A 21,843-nucleotide genomic window follows, 5' to 3' on the forward strand; every position below is an offset into this window, starting at 1 on the left:
GAAACTCACTCTACCTTTTACCCAGAAATCAAGCTCATCTAAGCGGAGAAGAGCCGAAAAAGTACCTTGAAACCTTAAACGCTTGTTATGCTCTATTCCCAAAGCGAGCAATGTTTAGTCACAGATAAACCACATTGCTCCAATAGATCTGAAAATGACTCAAAATGATTAGCTCCACAAATTACTAACATTGGATTATCTTGAATAGATTTCACACGCTTTAGCCACTCTTGCTCTCGACTTCGATATGCTTCTTGCTTTCTTCTCTCACATTCAACTTGTGCTTCTTTTGAATCAAAATCATCAAACTCCATAAATATAGAATTCTCTATTTGGTTCAAACTAGGAATGCCTAATGCTGTTCTTTCTGCTGGGTTAGGCTCAATGTTCATATACTGAAGATTGTGCTTTTCAGCCAATTGCGAAGGTATTGAATCAACATCGATTTCCTCTGCGATAACTTTGATCCCAAACTGAGAAATCACCCCTTCAATATAAGACTTGAAGCCTGAGTGCGACATATCTCTTTGAATTGTATGACTGGTTCCAACTATTACTACATCACTCATTATTTCACTCTCTAGAATATAACGCTTGCCATAAGTTGCGCCACGATGCACTCACCAAGCGCACTGAACTCCAAACCAAAAATGCCGAGTTTAACGCGTCAATTTGATGGCTTTGTTAGCAGTTTTGACATACGTTCCAAGTCTGCTGCTACATCATTAAACCCGAAATAATTAGTAGGATGTTCATACATCATGTCATGATGACGCTCTAACGGTTCGTAATCAGGCAAACGAGACCTTAATTCATCTCTTAACATCATGGTATCAACCTTAAAACGCCTCTCATATTCTGCGTTTCGCTCACTAGAAAGGCGCATAGTTTCGTTTGTATACTTGTGCCATGCCGCAGATCTAGATGCTTCATCTTGTACTTGCTGCATGGCAGACCTCTCTTGATTAGAAACTCGATCATCTTCACGCTTATGTCTTTCAATGAATTCACGGAGATTTTTAACAACCTCCAGAGCTTTATCTTTTAAAGCCAATTCATCGGAATCGACCACTTGCTGGACTTTCTCATCATATTTTAGAGCACGATCTTTATAAGATTCTGCTTGTTCTGATTTTAAGTGAAGTCTTTCTTTTAGTGTCTCATTGGATGCTTTAACTTGCTCAATAATCGATGAGAATTTCCAGTTTGCAGCGAAATAGGCTAAAGCAAACATAAGCGTTGCCAATACAATAAAAGTAAAAGGAGCTTGAGAAATCACACTCCATTCTTTAGCTATATACTCAATAAATTTATCCACATTACTATCCTAAAAACTGCTGACGCTTTCTTTATAGACGGACTTTTTCCGTCTATGTTGCTGCTATTTATTATGAAACTCAACTGTTATCAATCTGTTGTGTGAATCTGCATATATTTGCAGGGATGAATTACGGAAAAACTCCGTATATGAGATTAAAGTACGAATTAGATTAACTTGGTCTTTTGATGTAATGGCTAGATCGTCCACTCATTTGGTCTGAGAAGCTTTGGGGCAAAGGCGAGTTACGACTCTCGGTAATCACAAAATTCTATGGCTAAAGTTCAATACACGAAGGTTCTGGACTGAAACGTGTTAGTGCAAGAGTTTTAACTCAACAATTAAAGATTAGATAAGGTATCCTGAAACCAGAACGGTCTTTAGTTGCGTTGTCGATTTTTAGCCACCCATGACTCGTTCATTAAACCGCTTCTATGCGGCCAGCTAAGGAGCCTAGAGAAAATTTTATAGTCAAAGACCTCATCCATTTCACGAGCGCCTTCGAAATAAAATTCATCATCTTCGATTCTTTGGCAATAACGTAAAAGTTCAGCATTAACAAGAGATATTACTTGCTTTGCGTCGTCCTGTTTAATTTTCCAAGGAGTTGACACTCTGCTTTCGATATCAATTTTCCCTTTGAACCTTTTCAAACCAACATAGATTGAATTTTGCTTTTTCTCCTCTAACTTTCGAGTTTGAATTAATTCGATGAATTTAGGAGAAAAAAACTGCGGATCTCTAGCCACAAAGTTCCATTGCTTTTTGGGGTGTAAGTACAACAATTTTAGCCATTCATGTTCAAAGTCAGCATCAGGATAACCACAATTCATTTCACTCGAAAATATGTAATGGTCGATCCAATTAGCTTTGGACAACTCCTCAATAGCTAAAACTGACAGTTGAAAAGCCGACGGGTAAGATTTATTTTTATACAGTAAAACTGAATCGAAATGTAACCTTAAAACGTTTCTAAGTGACTCTGTAGCGAGTTTATTCAGCTTGTATTTTGTAATACCACTGTTCTTTTTCATTATGTCCTCGCACCAACTAACGCCCAGCGTTGAAATTTCCCTTAACCTTTCGTTATCTTAATGATTTGTCGCGAATATCATTACAAACCAAATACCTATAAACCGATATTAAAGAGTCGAAAAGATCATAGCAATCGTCAGCAAACACAGGAGAGTGAGCAAATTCCCCAAACCGAGATGATGGGTGAAAAGCCATAATGCGGCTCTCATAGTAGCATTGGAAATATTTTTCAGGCCCGTCTGTATTAAATACATTAGAAATAAATTCAGATGCATCTTTTGAAGACGGACTAGAATTTCCTAATGCTCTTAATCTTCGCTGTACCATTGAAAATGAAGCATCTAAAGAAATAAAAGTTGAATTGATTGCCTCTTCCAGCAAGTGTGAATAGCACATCAGCAATGAGCTACGTAACAATGTAGCCAACGCCCTCATTAATAATTTATCCGTTATGTCTATCTGAGCATGCAGTTTCAATAACACTTCTAAGTTTATACAGTTATCTCTGTGCCTGTATCGCTGTTCCCCTACTATAGGCAGGTCTACCGAACTATTATAGTTATATGGGTTTTGTTCTAAAAACTTGTGTCCTCGTATGTCTTGATGCGAGTTAGGGACAGCTATTGCTTGAAACAAATGTGAGCGTAGAAGGTCTAGAATATCTGACGGGCTCACTTCATTGTTTATCTTTATGTAATGTAGATGTGGGTGTGGATGCAATAGCAACATTCCATCATCTATGGACAACAATATAGAGGACAAAAGCCTAATTTCGTTTAGCTTCAACCACGCTACTTCCGAGTAGTTTGACTCCACATCATCAAGGGGAGTAATTACAAAGCTGATGTCATTCCCAAAATAGGCTATTGAATTGCCGATTATTACTGATTCATTAGGGTATAACCCCATTGGTGATAACAACCTAACTGTATGAGTTGCCGAGTTCCTTTCCTTATACTCAAGCTCTGTATACACACCTAACTCCAAAAAAATCGTACGCCACAGGTATATCACTATAACACCCTTAACTTGGATTCGAATAATTTGGGCTGAACAGTAGTTTATTGATTATCGTTTCTGATGAACCTGAGCAGAAAAGGCGTGCTAGTAGTGATCGTTCTGGCCCGATTTTGGACATAAACATTTTAGATTTGTGGCTCTAAGCCACTTCTGTCTCACTGTAAGTTCTCAGTTCGAAATTGAGAAAAACGTCAGAATAAAACGCCCATTTGGGAAAAACGTCAGAATAAAACACCCATTTGGGAAAAACGTCAGAATAAGGATGCCAGTGGGGAAAGCATAATTAAAAGAAATGGGGCTGCAAGTGGGGTGCTTAAAATAATCTATACTTGCTCTAAGAACATGTCAGCCTGAAATTCAGCTTTCTTGTTATGAAGTCCACGGGCTTCTAACCAAGAGTAAAACCGACTTCGGGAAATCGATACGCCACGCTCTTTTAGCTTTCTTAGAATTCCAGCTTTGGAGGTATTGTTATCAATAAGGTTCAATATATAGGCGGTGTGCTCATCAAGTTTTGATTTAACTTTTTGTCCTTTTTGACGACCAGATGGTAAGCCTTTAGCCTTACGTTTAGCGTGGCCTGCTTTAGCCCTCTCAGAGCGCTTCTGAGCCTCTACAGCACTAGCAAAAGATTCCCCTATAACGGTGAAAATGATTTCTGCATTGTCGGCGTTCTTTGCGTTTATGAGGGTGTCGTTGTATGCCAAATGTAGTTCACCGTATGAGGCAATTTGACCTATAGCACCGACCAGTTCCATAACTTTACTGCGCCCAAGTCGAGTGATGTCTGATACGATGATGCTTTGTTGTGAAGCTATAAGTGAAGATAGTTTTCTATCACTCAGTTCTGTCTTGGAAGCAGATACATGCTCTTCAATCCAATCAGATATGAATATGCCACGTTTATTAGCGTATGCCTTGATAGCTTCTCTTTGAGATTCGCCATCTGCTTTCCGTGAATCTGATACTCGAATGTAGCCAATCATGTCTGCTCCCAAAGTAGATAGTTAGTAGCTCATAGAAGGTTATTTGCTGTTTAGGTAGTCCAACACGACCTCATGGTGATCTTTGGTCTTGAACTTGTTAAATACATGCTCAATGTTGCCCGACTCATCAATCAGGAAACTTGTTCTTACAACGCCCATGTTTTCACGACCCATGAACTTCTTTAGTTGCCAAACACCGTACTTCTCACATACTTTGTGTTCTTCATCGGCTAGCAGAGTGAAGTTCAGCTCTTGCTTGTTGATAAAGTTCGTCAGTTTTTTCGGGGTGTCTGGGCTTAAACCAAGCACAACAACATTGTGGGCATCTAATTCAGCTTTAGTGTCACGCAGTCCTTGAGCCTGAACGGTGCAGCCAGGAGTTGAAGCTCGTGGGTAGAAATAGAGCAGTACCTTCTTTCCTTGAAGCTCAGAGAGCGTCACTGGGTTATTGTCTTGATCATTCAGAGTAAAATCTGGTGCAGTTTGTCCAGCTTCGATTATCATCGGTTTAATCCTTACTTTCTAAATTAATGTTATGTGTCGTTGAGTTCTTCACTCTATCCTTTTTAGTGCATTTTTATTTCGTTAGAGTGTTCATTTTTATCAATAACTATCTGTCCTGTCTAGTGATTACACTATACAGGATGCTTTTATCTAAAATCTCCTTTGATAAGATTATCTGGCCTTGCTTTGACTACCTTGTCCATCGCTTTTTCACGCTCACTTTCATGTAACATACCCATAAGCTCTTCAACCATCTTTAAGTGACTAGCAGCTTGTATAGCTAATGCTTGCTCATGGCATCTAGCGAGATCTAGATACTCTTTTTTCTTTTTATTTGCTTGAGTTTTATCGTTTTTCAGTTGTTTCACTTCCGCTTGTAATACATCAATAGGTGATTGGTTTGAGTCATCCTGAGCCACGCGAGCTTCGAGTGATTTACTCTTCACCATAGCTTGAACATCCTCATGCCTGCGCAGTGATCCAACAGAAAGCCCTGCTTCTTTCTCTACGGTACTATTGTTGATTTTTAGCTTGCCTTCTCGGTTTTTTTTTCTGAGCTCGCGGTTTTCAGGTTTACTCTCTAACAGTCGTTCTAGGGCTCTTATTAGCTTGTTTTTAGTAGCTTGTGTCATTACGCAGTTACTCCGAAAGGTATTAGAAGTTCCTTTACTTCATGTGGCATTTCAACAGGTTCATAAGCTATATCTAAGTCATTCATAATTCGCTCGGCAGCGGTGATTTTGATATATGCTTCACTTGCTGTTTGAGGCGTTAACTCATCATGCTCAATATCCCATAACATATTGATTTCAGCTTCTTTGCGTTTAGCCTCCGCAAAAACAGCATCTACAATGTAGTCGTTTTTACAGTCCACACATTCTAAAAGGCTGACCTGTGTGCGCAGGCTGCAACTTGTTGAAGTGCAGTAAACGCCAGGGGCTACTGCATGGATGTGACGTTTTTGATCTCGGATTTGTTTTTTCCAGTAATTGAGCGATAGCATGTCGTCATCGACTTTATCTTTGAACAGGTTGCGTTCAGCCTTCATCATGTTTTTGGTGAACTCTTTACCTTTACCTCCAGCAACGCGTTCTTTATTCGCCAGCTTCTTATAGATTTTTAGGTAGATCTGAGCTTTTTTATCAACCCTTTCATCATCAATAGCGCAAGCCAAGCTTTGTTTTTGCTTTCTGATTTTCTGGAATTTACTGGCATTCTTAGCATAATGCCTTGTCATCGCCATTGATACGTGGCTGAACTGTTGCTTGAGTTGTGGAAACGCGCAAAGCTCGAAGCCGATAAGGTAGTAAGCAAACGAACGGCGAAGCTGGTGTCCTGAGAACTCATAGTCGTCACCCACATTAAACGAAAGGTTAGGGTCGGAAATCTTCAAGTCAATTACATCGTCATTGGTTAACACAAGTTTTTCTGCCAATGTGCCTTCAAACCAACTCGCAATATGCTTTCCAAGTTGGTCTTTAGTAATAGCTGCATAGTCCTCCGTTACCTTATGGAAAAACGTTTTGCTATCAGAATAACGCTTTCTAAGTGGTGAATGTAGCGCTTGTAGAATCTCGTAAGCCTTTTTTCCGACCTCTGTAGTCACAAACTCATCTTGCTTTGATTGGGAGCCTTTGACCGTTTTTGACAGGTCTGCATGAATAATATGAATGATTTGCTTGGATATAGTTTCTTCTGAACACCCATTTGTCGTATGTAGGTGAAAGATTTCATCAATACGCATTCCCGTTCTAGACATTAACGCCCATAGGCAAACGCCGTTGAGTTGTTTAAATAATGATCGTGCCTCTTTAAGCCCTATAACTACTCTGTTACCAACCTTCAATGTTCTATCTGGATGGAAGTTGTCGGCGTATTCAAGGCGTATTACGGGCTTGTGCCTGTATAGCAACTCAAGGGCCATTGTTTGTGTCGGATTACTTAGTGCGAGAAAATCAGCTTGAAAGTCAGTTGTTCTTTTTTTATTACCTTTATCTGTCTTAGTTAAATACCACTTAAGCCCGCCATTTTTTAATATTGCCTCATCGCTGATAAGGTACTTTGCATACTCTTGATAGGCTTTGTCATAATAGGTAGTAATGTAATCGGCTAGCTTGCTTAGTTGATCGCGAATTGGGTATATCTCGTTAACTAATGCTTCTGATTTTTGAAGTCCTAAACAATATAATCTCTGTGGTATAACTGTATATTGCTCAGTTTCTTTAAGAGCTAAACCAAAATCGGATGCCGCTAATTTCTTTTCAAAGTTAATCTCAAACGATAGGCCTTTTGCCTCAGATCGCAGCTTGTTGAGAGCTATATAGGTTGTATCTCGCTCGAAGTCGATATCAGTGAAGTCGCTCAACACCCAAGACTCTAATAGGTCAAAACTTAAAAACTCAAAGCTGTTGTAACCTTCACTTAAAAGGGCGGGAACGAATTTCTTTAAGATAACGACAGTCTTGTAGATGGAAAGAAAGGAGTAATCTTTGGACGATAACCACATCATCTTTAAAGCAAGCGTTATCAGTTGAATCCTGAGGTTACGCTCCATCACTTTTCCATTAAGCGTGAAGTCTATAGTGGATGTTTGGGTAGCATTTGGCTCAAAGAAGCCTTGAAGTTTTCGCCATGCGGCATTGTCCCCAATTTTACCCAGCGATTCGCCAGTGACGCTAAATCCAATATCTAGTACTTCAAGCTCATCCAACTTCCCCCTCTTTATTGCAGGCCTTAATACGTCATTCAGGTAATTTGTGTAGATTCCAACATTGTTTTGCGCCTTTACAATGGCACTTTGTCTGTCTACGTTAGGTAGCTTTATCATGGCTAGCTCCTCATTATCGGTGTAAACCTAAAATAGCATGGTCAGTTGATACTCTAGGGTGACGCCCGTTTTTCAAAAATAATGCCATGGCACCTTCGTATACCTTCTTACTTGCTCCGTCCAGAGTGAACTCAAAAGCTTTGATTTTTTCGTGGACTTCCTCTTTCGCATTGGGGTACTGGTTTAAGGATTCTTTCAACACGTCAATGAAAGAAATAAGTTTATAGATAGATTGAACCTCATCGACGGCTTTGGCCGATTGGCATTTATGGCACATATCATATTCAGTGCATGGCAATGGTAATTTCATTGCATTATTGGTTTTTCGCTGCGTACTTTTGCGTCCTTCAATACTTTGCTCACCATTACAATAAATGCCATTTGGGTTGGTTTTTGATTTTTCTTCTTGTTTCTTTTCCCATTCTTCATGCGCAAGCATGGTAATACCAAGCTTGGCTGCAATCGCAGATTTAGCTTGCTCTAAGGTCGAGTTGTCATTTAAATGTTCTATGACTTGTATAGCTTGTGAGATGATTATTTTGTTGAGAGTCGGATCACCATTAACATAATGTTTGTCAATGGTCGAAAGCAGGTTTTGAAGGACACTCTGAACCCCACTTTTACCGCTGTTGGAATATACTTGGTTACTGGTCATTTCTCGCCAGCGGCTCGATTGGAGTGAAATGAAGTATTCACCTGATTCAACTGACCACGTATTCATTAGGTTGGACGAAATAGGGGTAACTCCATCCCAGTCCCTAGGAGCTTGTTTGCTATTGCCTCGTTTGAGCAACAATCGCTCATGATTTTTAGATTTTTGCTTATCTGCCAACTCTGTGGCGAACTGTTCAATATCTTGGATAACACGCTTATTCGCAGCAGAAATAGAGAAGCTATGACTGTCACCATTTCGGTAATTGAACGAAACACGGATTTTGCCATCGGAATTTTTCTCTGAATAAATAAGTGGTAGTAAAATGCCCTTGAGTGACAAGTCTGTGTAGCACGATAAAATGCAATAGGCGGCATTAGTTGCGCCATGTGTTGAGCTTGCTTTTGAGCAAGGGCGAGCTACTTTACTTATGCTGACTCTACCAAGTTCATTAGTTTCTTTGGTTAACTCGATAACATGTTGGTTTCGATAGCTATAAAATAGCTCTTTAAACCAAGGAAGGCAGGATTTCCGAGTGGGTGAGAGTAGGTTTAACTCCACTACTAAATGTTTGTTTATTTCGTTTACATGAAAGGAGCCGTTTTTCTCTCCTTGGTTATTAAGAGTGAATAGTAACTCTGAACCTTCTGCGTCACCGCCGTATAGTGCTGAAAGTGCCTCAAGGGTTTTAATGAATTTTACTCCATCACGCTTATCAACATCGAAGCTCTCATTGGTAAAAACAGCGTCTACCTCTTTGTTTGCTCGTGCTTTAAAGCTCGACACTTTGACTACCTGTAAGCTTTTATCCCGCTCACTAGTATGAATCGTAACTGGATGGGCAATGCTTTGTACGTCGCTATCGTTCAATGAGGTAAAAAAACATATCAAGTGATAGGCCGCTCCCATCGTTAGATTAAACGCAGCGGAAGGTTTTACAGACGCCCCATTTTTGCTTTGACCATGTGTTTGAGTTTTTAAAGCGGTTTGAATTGAAATTACTTCTTGGTGTCCCTCGAAATCAATAACGACAGGAAGTTCGTCAGGCAGGGCTAGATTTTTTTCTTTAGCTGCAATGAGCTGCGGAGCTAAGGTGAAAAATAACTCACTCAACCGTGTTACAAGTGTTTTTTCTTCAAAACTTGAGTAGCCTTTGTATGGCGTTCTTTCGCCAGTAAACCCTCGGTGCTGGGTTGCCCATAATTCTGAGGGGAGTCCGCACCATACAAGTGCTGTGCGAAGAGATGAAGTGATAATCGATGCTGAGACTTCTTTGATGCCTAACCTATCACCGTGATTCATTTCCCAGAGCTTTTTTGATGGGTGGTACATTTTAATGCGATTTCTTAATTCACCATCATTTCCCGCGTATTTCAAATAGCCAACTTCGCTAAAAGGGTCAACGCTTAAAGCGTCGCAAAAGGCAATGTAAGCTCGTAATGTCTCGTAATTTCCAGTGACGGTTCTTGCAGACTTTCCATTATCAAAATACTTATGGGCTTGTTTGCAAAAGCTTCTCAAATAAGAAGTACGGCTTTTGATTTTGTCATTATAACTATTTGCACCAACGTGTAATAAGTGTGATACATCAAAGTCGGTTACTGTCCTGCTTTTGGAACCCTTATAGGGAATAGTGAGGTGTAACGCAGTGACATTTTTGTTATTTCTAATATGCTTTACTGTCTTTGAGTTTTTAGAAAGTGGGCTTTTTGCCATGCTACCACCCTCCGTTTATCTTGCGGTTTTTATTCCTTGCGACTCTTAATTGGACATCGAATTTATTCATGAACTTAATGTATTTTTCTGTAGTTGATGTGCTTTCATGTCCCATTAGATCTGCTAATTCACCCATCAAAGAATCATAAACAACCTGTCGTTTCTGAGACTCATTCCAAAGCCAATGTGTGGCGTAAGTCGAACGCAAATCATGAATTCGATAGTACCAGCTCGTCTCTATTGCTCGAATGTGCTGTCTCAGCACCCCAAAATGCACTTCTAGAGTATTTTCTGTATATGGTCGCCCTTTGTTGGAGACAAAAAGGTACTCAGTAGTATCTTGTTCTTTTTTAGAATCAATCAGCTCTTTTCGTCGAATTAGGTTCTTTTGCCGCTGGCTACTTTCTTTGTATTGCTCTAATTCTTCATATAGTGCGATAGGGATTTCAATGGTGCGTGGCTTACTACCTTTGGTGTGTGTGATGTGTACTGGCACCACCTCTAGTCCACTGCAATCCTTGTCACCAATATTACGAGCAGGGAAATGGGTAGCTTCATCAACTCTTGCTCCTGTCTCCACGCATAATTTAAGCATCAAGGAAATGGTCTTTGGTAATATATCTAGATGTTGATAGAACAGCTCCTTATGATCGAACGGCATAGGTTTCAACTTTTTATACGTAGGTGTTTGATCGCTTTTGGGAAACATCTTCATGATGTTTGATACTTCATAGAGTCGCTTTGCGCCAGACTGGGTATGACCAAGCACGTCGTGTTGATTGATACCTTCGTAACCTTCCACTTTGCTAAAGTGTGTCAATATATGGTCATTGTCATTCTTGATGTAACCGTATTTTTGCATCCATTTATAAAAACCAATGACAGCACCCATATAGCTTTTTGCAGAGTTAAGCGAATACGCTTCGTTACCAGTTGCATTTTTTTTAGAGCGACAGTTAGCTAAAAGGTGTTCAGCAAAGCGCCAAGGTGCACCTTCTTCTTCATACTTCGATAATGTTTTATAAGTTAAATATTCAGGTGGTATTTGATTATCGTTTTCGTCAAGTTGGGGCTGATGGGTGGAATCTAAGTAACGAGTAAAAGCCAGTAAGCCCTTTGCAATTGAGTCAGTATCCTTGATTGCCTCTTCACCACGTAGTTTAGATACAAGGTAAAGAGATTGTGGGTAAACAACCTTCCCATCGGGCGCAATGATAATATCTGTTTTCTTTAGGCGTGATTCTAGATTAGAAGGGGAAAGGTAAGGGGAATAAGTCACCATTCCAGTTTCAATACTGACGCTCTCTGATACTTTTAGTTTTGCTAACGTATCTACCTCAATGGATAGTAAACGGAAGTCGTCATAAATATCAGAATGTTTTTCCTCATGTGTTTCTATCACAAAACAACCCTCAATATGTTACCTACATATCAAAGATAGATTTGTCATAAAAAATAGTCAAGGTTTTCTGTCATTAAAATTATTCAGGGGTGAATTTCTTCTCTCCCCAAACGCCAAACTGTTCAGCAACGCTGTGGTCTTCATCAGATAGCAGTGTGAAGTTTAGAGATTTCTTCTCGACGAAATTTGGTAGGCGTTTTACTGGATCAACACTCACACCTAGAACAACCACATTTAGGTCATCAAGCTGTGCTTTGATATCACGCAGGCCTTCAGCTTGCACAATACAACCTGGAGTCATTGCTTTTGGGTAAAAATAGAACAGGACTTTTTTACCTTTGAAGTCACCAAGAGATACGATATTGCCATCTTGATCAGGAAGAGAAAAAGCAGGTGCTGGAACACCAGCCGTTAGCGTATTCATGATATTTCCTTTTTAAAAACTGTTTTTGATAAAGTTGAGCGAGCCTTGTACGGATAGGCTCTGACACAGCGCGTCAAATTCTTCTTGTAGCTGCATCAAATTACATTCTGATTGCACAGAAGCGGTAATAGAGATATGGAATTGGTCGTTATCGAGCTGAACTTTAGATTTATTGATGGTTCGCGCACTTAACGAATCGAGGCCGATGTTTCGGTCTGCGAAGAACTGGGTAAACTGCTCGGTAAGGCCGATTTTATCGTCTGACTCAACGAACACCTCTACTGTGTAAGAGTTCTCAATAACATCATGAGTTGAGGTTCGCTTCATAATCGTAATCAAGTCGTGCTCTTGTCCAAGCAAGGGCAGGGTGGTTTCAACGCGGGTGATGTTGTTTGCCTTTCCAGACAGCAGCATGATAAGCGTAAATTCTTCGCCAAATAGAGCGATACGGCTATCAATAATGTTACAGCCTGATTGGGTGACTAAATGAACCACTTGGTTGCATACACCTGGGCGATCTGTGCCCACAGCTGTGATTACTAGATGTTGAGTCATAAAATCACGTCTCTTATATTCCATTGATTCATGCATGTTAGCACAGTTAGCTAGAGGAATAAGTGTGTGCTTGGGGCTTTTATGAGGCACTTTGCTTCAAATATGTAACAAGTAATAGGAATATTTAGAGTGTTCAAAATTCAAAGAGTGGTGTGAGAGCATTACTTACTTGTTACTGACATCGAGTGCTGAGCTATTCGCTAGATTGAGTGTAGGTTACCCAAATTCTAGGTCGAACGCGGTTATAAGTCGTTTTACCTCAAACATACGACAATATTTACTGCAGATGTTGCTGGTAAGCCACTTTAATGTCTTGTGTTTATTGATTGGCTTACAGTAACATGCAAAAAGAATAAATTAAGGGAGATAGACATGTTTTCAGGAAGTATCGTTGCGCTAGTTACACCATTTAATACAGATGGTGAAGTGGATTTCGACAGCCTTAAAAAGTTAGTTGATCACCATGTTGCAGCAGGTAGTGATGGTCTGGTTGCGGTTGGCACAACTGGTGAGTCTTCAACACTCACTATTGAAGAGCATGTCAAAGTCGTCAATAAGGTCGTTGAATTTGCTGATGGCCGTATTCCTGTTATTGCTGGTACGGGTGCAAACGCAACTCACGAATCTGTACTTTTCAGCCGTTTGCTCAATGGTTCTGGTATTGCTGGTTGCCTGAGTGTAACACCGTACTACAACAAACCGACTCAAGAAGGTTTGTACCAACATTACAAAGCAATTGCTGAAGTCAGTGACGTTCCACAGATCCTTTACAATGTACCTGGTCGCACTGCGGTAGACTTGTTGCCAGAAACGGTTGCTCGTCTTGCCGAGATCGAAAACATCGTTGCACTTAAAGATGCGACGGGTGATCTTGAAAGAATTGCAATTCACCGTGAACTTTGTGGCGAAGACTTTATCTTACTAAGTGGTGATGACTTAACAGGTCTTGAATTTGTTAAGCGTGGTGGCGATGGCGTGATCTCTGTAACGAACAATGTTGCAGCTGCTGATATGGCGACTATGTTCAAGCTAGCGAAGGAAGGCAAGTTTGAGGAAGCTGAAGCGATCAATGAGCGTTTGATGCCTCTACATAAGAATTTGTTCGTTGAGTCTAACCCTATTCCCGTAAAATGGGCGGTTCACAAAATGGGTCTGATTGCTGAAGGTGGCTTACGTCTACCACTGACTGAACTGTCAAAACCAGCTCAACCTGTTGTTGCTCAAGCAATGACTGAAGCGTGCATTTACTAAAAACGTATAAAGCAATGCCGAAGCGAACCTTCGGCATTTAGGAGTATAAATGAAGTATTCTCACCAGCTAGTGATCGGTTCACTGGCTGTTTTCGTTCTTACAGCATGTTCTGGCAGCCCGACTCAACGTCGCCAAGCCAAAGATGATTTTGAATACTTAGAAACACCTGAGTTTTCACAATGGCAATTGCCTGAAGATGCTCAGCCTCAGTTTTACCCAAACTTTGATATCCCAAGCGGTGAATTCAGTGGTGGTACCGGTCGTCAAGTGGATATTCGTCCTCCTCAACAGGTTCTTGAACTGATCCCAGGTGCTCGTACTGAGCGTCAAAATGGTGAAGTGACGTTATGGCTCCTTCGTGCTGAAGAGGCTGACCGAGTATGGCAAACGGCTGTAGATATGCTGACCCAGCGTAATATCGGCATTCGTGAACAGTCAGAAAATGACATTGAGACTGATTGGGTTAGGTGGGTTTCTGAAGATGAAGAAGTCGAGATTGGTAGCCGCTACTCTATCTCTCGTTTCCAAGCGAACAATCGCCATGGCTTCAAGATTAACCTGATTGATTGGCGTGAAGGTTCTGAAGAGAAACCAGTATCGGCAACCAATAAAGAGCGTTACAACGCGTTCTTAACGAATCTAGTGATGGCTAAATACGATGCCAACCTTCGTGCTGAAGCGGCACTGAAAGCACAAGAGTTGGTGAAACGTATTCCTATTTCAATGGGGTCGGACCGCAGTGGTTTCCCTGTGATCATTGCTCGCACACCATACAATGTATTGTGGCAACGTCTACCTACCTTGCTACCGACGATGGGCTTCGAACTTGAAGAGCGTAACCAGTCTCAAGGTACAGTGAAAGCTAAGTATGCCGCGCCAGATGATGAATTCTGGGAAGAGATTGGCCTACAGCCTATTGACTTAGCGCCAGGTACTTACACCTTCTTGTTTGGTGATCTTGGCAACCGTACATCGATTAACGTAACGGATGCAACAGGTAAGCCTGTAGAAGAAGAGCTACTTAAGTCAATGGTACCGGTATTAGCACACGTTGCAGACCAAACCAAAGACAAGAAAGAAGCAAAATCTGAATAAGCACTGAGCAAATTTAGAAGAAAAAAAAGAGGACATACAATGTCCTCTTTTTTATGTTTGTTAGTCAGTGTTTTATGTGCGTGTTGTCAATTTATGTTGTCATTTCGCTAACAAGGAGTCACACGCACCTGACTTGTTGGGGCTAGCGCATTAAGGGCGTTAAGCTAAATGTTTTTGCTGTCAGTCGACTCATCTTTTTGAGCTTTCTCTTGGTTCTGTTTATCCAATTGATTGAGCTTGTCTAAGTCTTTTTCTGTTTTGTTACGACCTGTCAGATCCATATTAGCGGTCTGTTTGAGCGCAGCAATATTACCCACCACAACGCTAACCACGATGATGATGATGACCCAAGGGTTTGTAAGCCACTCTAACATAAGCGCTCCTAATGACTGATATTCGCCACGAAGCGCGCATAGATCTCGTCTAGCTGCTCCGCAATAATTTCATACCCTAATATTGGCTTAGATTGGAGTTGCTTGCCAAGTAAAGTGGGAGATAACTGTGATAAACACAACTGTGAAATTTTACGGTGGCTTATATGCCAAGGTTCTATCGCCACACCACCAAGGTCTTGGCTGTAAGGAAAGAAGAATCCAAACTGAGATGCGTTGGCAGACAGCCATTGGTAAAACACTTGCTGGTGGCCAGTGAGGTATTCCCATGGTTCCAGTTGTAGCTGAGTCCCCTCAGGTAAGTGATTACGAGCAAAGACATCAAAGTCACAACCCCAATGGTGACGACTCGCTCCGGGAAGCGCAGACCACCTAAGAATCGCCGACAACTTTTGATGTTCACTGAGTGTTGAAGCATCAAGTGGTTGGCTTTCTGAGTCTAATATCGGTGCTTCACCAGAAAACTTGCGGTTCCAAATCAGAGATTGCCTTTCATAGTCGCGAAAGCCACTGGCAATCTCCATTTTGAAGCCCGCGAGTTGAGCAGCTTCAATCAAATCGTTTAAGTCATCTTTGACCTCACTGTGAACCAAGAAGGTTTTACTGCCAATGAGGCTAGGTTCTAGATGAGAATCTGATTGTCCGGTTAGCTGCTCTGGTGTCATAACGTGTCTCTCAATAATTAGATGCTATGAATCGCTGATGAAAAAACTACTTAGCGAACAGGTTCACTAATGTTCTTTCGTACATGTTAGTTAGTTTCTCTAAATCAGCCACTTTCACGCACTCGTTAACCTTGTGAATGGTTGCATTAACAGGGCCTAGTTCTACCACTTGTCCTTTCATGCGCGCAATAAAGCGTCCGTCTGATGTACCACCTGTGGTAAGCAGTGCCGGCTTAACATCATTCACGTGACCTACTGCATCGACAATAGCATCAAGCAACGAGCCTGCGTCGGTTAAGAACGGGTCGCCATTGAATGTCCATTTTAAATCGTATTCGAAATCGTACTTGTCGAGTGTATTTGTGATTCTTTCAACGATGATGTCGTTGCTTAACTCTGTGCTAAAACGCAGGTTAAACTGAACATTAAACTCGCCAGGAATCACGTTTGAAGCACCCGTACCTGCGCTTACATTAGGGATTTGGAAACTGGTTGGTGGGAAGTAGTCATTACCTTTATCCCACTCAGTCGTTGCCAACTCGTTGATTGCAAGCAGAGAACTGTGTACTGGGTTGTTCGCTAGGTGAGGGTAGGCAACATGACCTTGTGTGCCTTTAATCGTTAGGTCGCCAGTGATAGAGCCACGACGGCCGTTTTTCACGACATCACCGACGTACTCAGTACTTGATGGTTCACCCACAATACACATGTCGATGTTCTCGCCACGAGCCATCAATGCTTCGACAACGCGCACTGTCCCGTTGATGAACGGGCCTTCTTCATCTGACGTGATAAGGAAACCGATTGAGCCTGTGTGATCAGGGTGTTTAGCGATGAATTGTTCTACAGCAACGATCATTGAAGCTAGAGAACCTTTCATATCTGCCGCGCCGCGACCGTGCAGGAAGCCATCTACGATAGTCGGTTCGAATGGTTTAGTGTTCCACTGCTCAATTGGGCCAGCAGGTACAACATCAGTGTGGCCAGCAAAGGCAAATAGAGGCGCTTCTGTACCACGGCGAGCCCAAAAGTTTGTCGTATCTTCAAATACCATCACTTCGATTTCGAAACCTAGCGCTTTTAAGCGTTCAATCATCAGGTCTTGGCAGCCTGCATCTTCTGGTGTTACCGATTGACGGCTGATTAGGTCTTTTGCCAGAGCCAAAGTTGGGCTGTCTGTCATCCTTGAGTTCCTTGTTTAAATTAAACGTCTAGTCATTAATTTTTAGGGCGCAGATTCAATGATCAACGTCCGTTGTCTGTCTATGTAAACAATACGCTCTAAGCAAAAATAGCCGCGTATTGGTCGGCTTTAAATCCGATGTGAAGCTTATCCTCTACTTTCAATATTGGACGCTTAATCATTGCCGGTTGTTCAACAAGCAGAGCCACTGCTTTTTCTTCCGTTAGCGTGTCTTTTTGCTCTTGAGAAAGTTGGCGGTAAGTCGTACCACGTTTGTTTAGCACAAGCTCCCAACCAAGCTCTGAACAGAAGCTTGTTACTAATTCTTCAGTGATGCCTTGTTTGCGATAATCGTGAAATTCGAACTCGATACCTTCAGCTTCTAGCCATTTTTTTGCTTTTTTGATGGTGTCGCAATTCGGAATGCCAAACATAGTGATAGTCATTATTCTTCCTTTGGGTGATTTTATTTCGTTGTTATGAGTTGAATCCTATCAGGAAGCGGCAATTCAGACAAAATAGAGTGAGGAATATTTCATAGAGTGAAAAAAAACAGTAAGAAAATGTCACTATTGGAGACTTATTGATCAGCCTCAACATGTTGTCAGCAAAAAAAGAAATAATTGAGTTGCACATATATAGGAGGTGTCAATGGAGTTGAGTCCTGTTTTTGCAAGGCGGCTATATTTAGCATTGTTAGTGGAAAGCCTTGATAGGCCAAATGTGCCTAAACTCATCGAAAAAACGGGGTGGCCTCGTCGTACTATTCAAGATGTACTCAAGGCGTTACCGGGGATCGGTATTGAACTTATGTTTGTTCAAGATGGGCGACGTCATAATGATGGCTATTACCAATTATCCGACTGGGGGCCATTTGACAGTCAATGGGTTATCCAGCGTAAAGGCGATATAGCAACAAGCCTTGGATTTAGTGCATAAGCCAGCGAAAGCTGGCTTTCTTCTTTCTATTCCTTACCGATTAGCGATAAGTCGAATTAGCGACACCGATAAGCGGTGCCCAACATGGTTACGGAAGTCGCAAAATCTTGGGGAAGTGTGAAAATTACGGTGTCCGCACCTAATCCAATAGCATTGGACTTTAGCTCATTCATTGCGCCTTGAATCAGAGTGTCGTTCGGGTAAAACAGATAACTATACCAGTGGCCTTCGCTGCCGGTGACTTCCCCTTTATATTCGCACTCGTTGATATCAATCAGTCCGTGGTAATCCATTTGTACTTGGTCAGATTTGCTATGTGGGACTGTTGTCGGTGTCGTGCACCCGACTAATATGCCTGTCATAGCTAAAGCGACTAATTCCTTTTTCATACATTTATCCTGCTATTTCATCAAATAAATCGCGAAACCTACCCAGCTTGCGATCAATAGTAACCACGGCAATTTGCTGGCGTGATTTGATGTTGTTTCAACAATTGTGTCTACATTGCTCTCTTCGTCTAGATTAGTTTGTTGAGTTTGCTTCTCTTTCTGTACGCGTTTTCTTGCTTTATCGGCTTGGCGGCTGCGTTCTTTTTGCTGTTTCTTGTAAAGTGCGATGCCTTTTTCGATACCTTGAGCAATTAATTTTGTTTGTTCTTTGGTTTGAGCTGGCTTTTGCGTCGCTTTGGCTATCTTCAGTGCTTCTTGTTGAGATTCAACAGACGGTGTATTAGTTTTCTTTTTCATACTGAGTTCGACAATTAAAACGGATTAACCAATAAGATAACGCAAACCTAGTTAAGTATGAATGATTTGCGTTAAAGTGTTGGTTTGAAAACAAGTGAAAGTGAGAGTTGTGCGGTACTCCATAGAACAATACGATAAACACGGCTTTTTGAAAGCCCCAATCTTATTATGGTTAGGTTGGCTGTTTCTTGCGAAAGCTTTGGTCGTTTTCATTGTTGCGGGCGCAAGCCGAGAGTCGGGAACGGATATTCTTGAGACCATCTATCCAGACCACCAGATGTTTTATGTCGGGATTGCGTTGAGTGTCCCTAGTTTGTTATTGATGTGGTTGTTTGGACTAAGATCTCCAGATAGAAAGCGCCTTAACAAAGTCGTGTCATGGGGGCGTTGGGTTACCATGATAGCTATCTTGGCACAGGGCTCCCACACAATTTATCTAATCTATTTGGATAACGGATGGTTCCGTTGGTCAAATGCTATCACCCTATTATTGCTCCTCTGGTTAGCGCTTTATTTAACCAATAGCCATGCCGCTAGGGATTGCTTTAAAGTGGTTGAGCACGAAGACTGATTCTCATCAAAACATTTGTACCATTCACAATTATACTTAGAAGCTAAAACTGGAAGGAATAATCTATGCTTAATGTTTCAAATGAGCAGCCTAACGTTCAAAGTGCTATTTTGCCTGAAGCTGGGCCTTTCGCTCTTTACGTTCAACTTAAAGTGAACGCTAATACTGCTAATGTACTAGCAGAAATTCAAAAGCTTCCGACTCTAATCGACGAGCTAAACCAAACTCAACCTGATGCGAACCTAACGGCGTCGGTAGCGTTCTCAAAAGCTTTTTGGGATAAGTTCGAGCAAGCTGCTCCCTCTGATCTAATTGATTTTCCTACGCTTGGTGAAGGTGATATCACAGCACCGAGCACACTGTCTGATGTTCTGATTCACTGTCATTCAAACCGACATGACCTACACTTCTTCATCCTACGTAAATTGCTATCTGAAGTAGCGGCAGACGTTGAAGTAGTAGATGAAACTTACGGTTACCGTTTCCTAGACTCACGTGACATGACTGATTTCGTTGATGGCACTGAAAACCCGAAAGACGCGCAGCGTGCTGAAGTGGCGATTGTGCCTGAAGGTGAATTCGCAGGTGGTAGCTACGTAATGGTGCAGCGTTTTGTGCATAACCTGCCAGCTTGGAATAGATTAAACGTATCGGCACAAGAGAAAGTGGTTGGCCGTACCAAGCCAGATTCGATCGAGCTAGACGATGTTCCAGCGGCGTCTCACGTTGGTCGTGTGGATATCAAAGAAGAAGGCAAGGGCCTTAAAATTGTTCGTCATAGCCTACCTTACGGCACAGCAACAGGCGATCACGGTTTACTGTTCATCGCTTACTGTAATGTTCGTCATAATTTCGATGCGATGCTAGAGAGTATGTACGGCGAAACAGATGGCAAAACAGACCAACTGCTTCGCTTTACTAAAGCCGTTACTGGCGCTTACTACTTTGCTCCTTCAGCTGAGATGTTGAGTGCACTAACGATTAAGTAAGTGCACTCAAATAGAATAAACAAAGGGAGCCTCATGGCTCCTTTTTTTTAAAGTTTTATATAAATAGGTCGATACAAGAGCAATCGTAAGTTTTATTCATCTTTTTGTAAGTGAAGGTCTATGGCTATAACTGTTAATACGAATGTTTCAGCATTAGTGGCTCAGAGGAATCTATCTAATGCCAATAACATGCTGAACCAATCTTTGGAGCGCTTGGCTTCAGGGAGTCGTATTAATAGTGCAAAAGACGATGCTGCTGGCTTACAAATCTCTAATCGATTAGAAGCACAGATGAGCGGCATCGATGTTGCGGTTCGAAATGCTAACGACGGTATCTCCATTATGCAGACAGCAGAAGGGGCGATGAATGAAACCACAAATATCATGCAACGCATGCGAGACCTGTCACTGCAAGCGACTAATGGTTCGAATAGCCAATCGGAAAGGACGGCTATTCAAGAAGAAGTAACCGCCTTAAATGATGAGCTAAACCGAATTGCGGAAACCACTTCATTTGGTGGGAAAAAGCTCCTTAACGGCAGCTTTGGTAGCTCGTCATTTCAAATCGGTGGCAGCTCTGGTGAGGCGGTGCAGATAGGTTTGAAAAACATGCGCACCGATGATATCAACATGGGCGGCTTTAGCTATGTTGCCAATGGCATGGCAAGTGACTCGTGGGAAGTTAAATCTAACCAGACAGATATGACGATGGCGTTTACCGATCGTTTTGGCCAGCCTCAAGAGATCAACATTAATGCCAAAGCGGGCGATGACATTGAAGAGCTAGCGACTTATATCAATGGTCAAACGGATCTGGTTTCGGCTTCCGTCAATGATGATGGGCAGCTTCAGATCTATATGTCAGGCGAAGACACGGCAGGCACGATCTCTTTCTCAGGCTCGTTAGCCAGTGAGCTTTCGATGTCGGCGGGTTATTACGAGTCAGTCGATGATATTAATGTCACTGATGTTGGTGGAGCACAGCGCGCCGTGTCTATTTTGGATACAGCGATGAAGTATGTTGATAGTCACCGTTCTGAACTCGGGGCGATGCAAAACCGCTTTGACCATGCGATTATTAACCTTGAAAATGTTCATGAGAACTTGGGGGCATCAAACAGTCGAATCAAAGATACAGACTACGCCAAAGAAACCACTCAAATGCTCAAACAACAAATACTGCAGCAAGTCAGTACCACTATTTTAGCTCAAGCTAAGCAAGCGCCGAACTTAGCTTTAACGCTGCTAGGCTAATAAATTAGGTTAATTCTTATAAAGGTATTATCGGTTAACTAAAGTCCTTTGGTTAATTAAAACACAATATTTCCCCCGGCTGACTTTTCGACAACTTTAGCCTTTTTCTCATCTTTTTTTGATAATTTCACTACCAGTCACGCTTTCTTATCCTTTCTCGCTATTTCTTTAATTTTGTTGCTTTTTTTCTAAAGGTTTCAGCATTCACGCCGTTATTAAAAGTAACTTAGAGATAACTACTTGGTTTTCCGAGACGTCGGAAGCCGCTATACCGGAAAATCAATTGGAGAAATCACCATGGCAGTGAATGTAAATACC

Annotated in this window: 23 protein-coding genes and 1 pseudogene; 6 read left to right on the forward strand and 18 right to left on the reverse strand. The window is 41.6% G+C overall.

Annotated features, from left to right (window positions below; translation table 11 throughout):
• Positions 1-92: 92 nt before the first annotated feature.
• The 12 genes and pseudogenes from AB6E08_RS18310 to AB6E08_RS18365 form a co-directional block, all read right to left on the reverse strand.
• On the reverse strand, positions 93-569 hold the full coding sequence (locus AB6E08_RS18310) for a hypothetical protein (protein ID WP_371997320.1): 477 nt from the start codon (positions 567-569) through the stop codon (positions 93-95).
• Positions 570-667: 98 nt separating this feature from the next.
• Entirely contained in the window at positions 668-1,318 is a 651-nt protein-coding gene (locus AB6E08_RS18315) for a hypothetical protein (RefSeq protein WP_102458085.1), read from the reverse strand.
• Positions 1,319-1,698: 380 nt separating this feature from the next.
• Entirely contained in the window at positions 1,699-2,352 is a 654-nt protein-coding gene (locus AB6E08_RS18320) for an AbiV family abortive infection protein (protein WP_372066019.1), read from the reverse strand.
• Between the two features lie 52 nt (positions 2,353-2,404).
• Positions 2,405-3,328, reverse strand: coding sequence for a hypothetical protein (locus tag AB6E08_RS18325; RefSeq protein WP_372066016.1), 924 nt, complete (start codon positions 3,326-3,328; stop codon positions 2,405-2,407).
• A gap of 368 nt (positions 3,329-3,696) precedes the next feature.
• On the reverse strand, positions 3,697-4,359 hold the full coding sequence (locus AB6E08_RS18330) for a recombinase family protein (RefSeq protein WP_372066013.1): 663 nt from the start codon (positions 4,357-4,359) through the stop codon (positions 3,697-3,699).
• 39 nt (positions 4,360-4,398) lie between these two features.
• Positions 4,399-4,863 carry a thioredoxin-dependent thiol peroxidase gene (gene bcp / locus AB6E08_RS18335; RefSeq protein WP_372066010.1) on the reverse strand — a complete coding sequence of 155 codons (465 nt, stop codon included), beginning with the start codon at positions 4,861-4,863 and terminating at the stop codon, positions 4,399-4,401.
• 146 nt (positions 4,864-5,009) lie between these two features.
• Positions 5,010-5,495 carry a bacterioferritin comigratory protein gene (locus tag AB6E08_RS18340; RefSeq protein WP_372066008.1) on the reverse strand — a complete coding sequence of 162 codons (486 nt, stop codon included), beginning with the start codon at positions 5,493-5,495 and terminating at the stop codon, positions 5,010-5,012.
• On the reverse strand, positions 5,495-7,690 hold the full coding sequence (locus AB6E08_RS18345; protein WP_372066006.1) for a site-specific integrase: 2,196 nt from the start codon (positions 7,688-7,690) through the stop codon (positions 5,495-5,497). The genes AB6E08_RS18340 and AB6E08_RS18345 overlap by 1 nt, the downstream gene beginning before the upstream one ends.
• 13 nt (positions 7,691-7,703) lie before the next feature.
• A complete protein-coding gene (locus tag AB6E08_RS18350) occupies positions 7,704-10,058 on the reverse strand; it encodes a hypothetical protein (protein WP_372066003.1) in 2,355 nt (784 codons plus the stop codon).
• A gap of 1 nt (position 10,059) precedes the next feature.
• Positions 10,060-11,460, reverse strand: a complete 1,401-nt coding sequence (locus AB6E08_RS18355) for a tyrosine-type recombinase/integrase (protein ID WP_372066000.1) — start codon at positions 11,458-11,460, stop codon at positions 10,060-10,062.
• A 91-nt stretch (positions 11,461-11,551) separates the two neighbouring features.
• Positions 11,552-11,884 (reverse strand): annotated as a pseudogene (bcp, locus tag AB6E08_RS18360) (thioredoxin-dependent thiol peroxidase); the annotation flags it as partial.
• A gap of 12 nt (positions 11,885-11,896) precedes the next feature.
• Positions 11,897-12,439, reverse strand: coding sequence for a glycine cleavage system protein R (locus tag AB6E08_RS18365; RefSeq protein WP_017079431.1), 543 nt, complete (start codon positions 12,437-12,439; stop codon positions 11,897-11,899).
• Positions 12,440-12,811: 372 nt separating this feature from the next.
• Here AB6E08_RS18365 and dapA point away from each other — a divergent pair, with 372 nt between their 5' ends.
• Together dapA and bamC are read left to right on the forward strand one after the other, a co-directional pair.
• Positions 12,812-13,690 carry a 4-hydroxy-tetrahydrodipicolinate synthase gene (dapA, locus tag AB6E08_RS18370; protein ID WP_009847376.1) on the forward strand — a complete coding sequence of 293 codons (879 nt, stop codon included), beginning with the start codon at positions 12,812-12,814 and terminating at the stop codon, positions 13,688-13,690.
• 49 nt (positions 13,691-13,739) lie between these two features.
• A complete protein-coding gene (gene bamC / locus AB6E08_RS18375; protein ID WP_017100804.1) occupies positions 13,740-14,786 on the forward strand; it encodes an outer membrane protein assembly factor BamC in 1,047 nt (348 codons plus the stop codon).
• 164 nt (positions 14,787-14,950) lie between these two features.
• Here bamC and AB6E08_RS18380 read toward each other — a convergent pair whose 3' ends face one another.
• From AB6E08_RS18380 to AB6E08_RS18395, 4 genes are all read right to left on the reverse strand, one after another.
• The gene (locus tag AB6E08_RS18380; RefSeq protein WP_017096836.1) at positions 14,951-15,160 is read right to left on the reverse strand and encodes a DUF2897 family protein; all 210 of its coding nucleotides are present in this window, start codon (positions 15,158-15,160) and stop codon (positions 14,951-14,953) included.
• 8 nt (positions 15,161-15,168) lie between these two features.
• Positions 15,169-15,843: a M15 family metallopeptidase gene (locus tag AB6E08_RS18385; protein WP_372043958.1), complete on the reverse strand. Its 675-nt coding sequence runs from the start codon at positions 15,841-15,843 to the stop codon at positions 15,169-15,171.
• 46 nt (positions 15,844-15,889) lie between these two features.
• Positions 15,890-17,026: a succinyl-diaminopimelate desuccinylase gene (gene dapE / locus AB6E08_RS18390; RefSeq protein ID WP_371708238.1), complete on the reverse strand. Its 1,137-nt coding sequence runs from the start codon at positions 17,024-17,026 to the stop codon at positions 15,890-15,892.
• Between the two features lie 98 nt (positions 17,027-17,124).
• Positions 17,125-17,472 (reverse strand): ArsC family reductase, encoded by a 348-nt coding sequence (locus tag AB6E08_RS18395; RefSeq protein WP_371708237.1) that lies wholly within the window; start codon positions 17,470-17,472, stop codon positions 17,125-17,127.
• Positions 17,473-17,677: 205 nt separating this feature from the next.
• On the opposite strand from AB6E08_RS18395, the gene AB6E08_RS18400 reads away from it, so the two are divergent.
• Positions 17,678-17,965: a helix-turn-helix domain-containing protein gene (locus AB6E08_RS18400; RefSeq protein ID WP_004734273.1), complete on the forward strand. Its 288-nt coding sequence runs from the start codon at positions 17,678-17,680 to the stop codon at positions 17,963-17,965.
• A 56-nt stretch (positions 17,966-18,021) separates the two neighbouring features.
• On the opposite strand, the gene AB6E08_RS18405 is transcribed toward AB6E08_RS18400, so the two are convergent.
• Entirely contained in the window at positions 18,022-18,354 is a 333-nt protein-coding gene (locus AB6E08_RS18405; RefSeq protein ID WP_102257778.1) for a DUF4156 domain-containing protein, read from the reverse strand.
• Between the two features lie 12 nt (positions 18,355-18,366).
• The gene (locus AB6E08_RS18410; protein WP_135381670.1) at positions 18,367-18,711 is read right to left on the reverse strand and encodes a DUF2956 domain-containing protein; all 345 of its coding nucleotides are present in this window, start codon (positions 18,709-18,711) and stop codon (positions 18,367-18,369) included.
• A gap of 109 nt (positions 18,712-18,820) precedes the next feature.
• Here AB6E08_RS18410 and AB6E08_RS18415 point away from each other — a divergent pair, with 109 nt between their 5' ends.
• The 3 genes from AB6E08_RS18415 to AB6E08_RS18425 all read left to right on the forward strand — a co-directional run bounded on the left by AB6E08_RS18415 (position 18,821) and on the right by AB6E08_RS18425 (position 21,525).
• Entirely contained in the window at positions 18,821-19,282 is a 462-nt protein-coding gene (locus AB6E08_RS18415) for a DUF2919 domain-containing protein (protein WP_065679055.1), read from the forward strand.
• A gap of 65 nt (positions 19,283-19,347) precedes the next feature.
• Entirely contained in the window at positions 19,348-20,271 is a 924-nt protein-coding gene (locus tag AB6E08_RS18420) for a Dyp-type peroxidase (RefSeq protein ID WP_371708236.1), read from the forward strand.
• 120 nt (positions 20,272-20,391) lie between these two features.
• Entirely contained in the window at positions 20,392-21,525 is a 1,134-nt protein-coding gene (locus AB6E08_RS18425) for a flagellin (RefSeq protein ID WP_372065991.1), read from the forward strand.
• Positions 21,526-21,843 lie beyond the last annotated feature (318 nt).

This window comes from Vibrio sp. 10N.247.310.24 (assembly GCF_041467175.1).
Classification (GTDB): domain Bacteria; phylum Pseudomonadota; class Gammaproteobacteria; order Enterobacterales; family Vibrionaceae; genus Vibrio; species Vibrio tasmaniensis_A.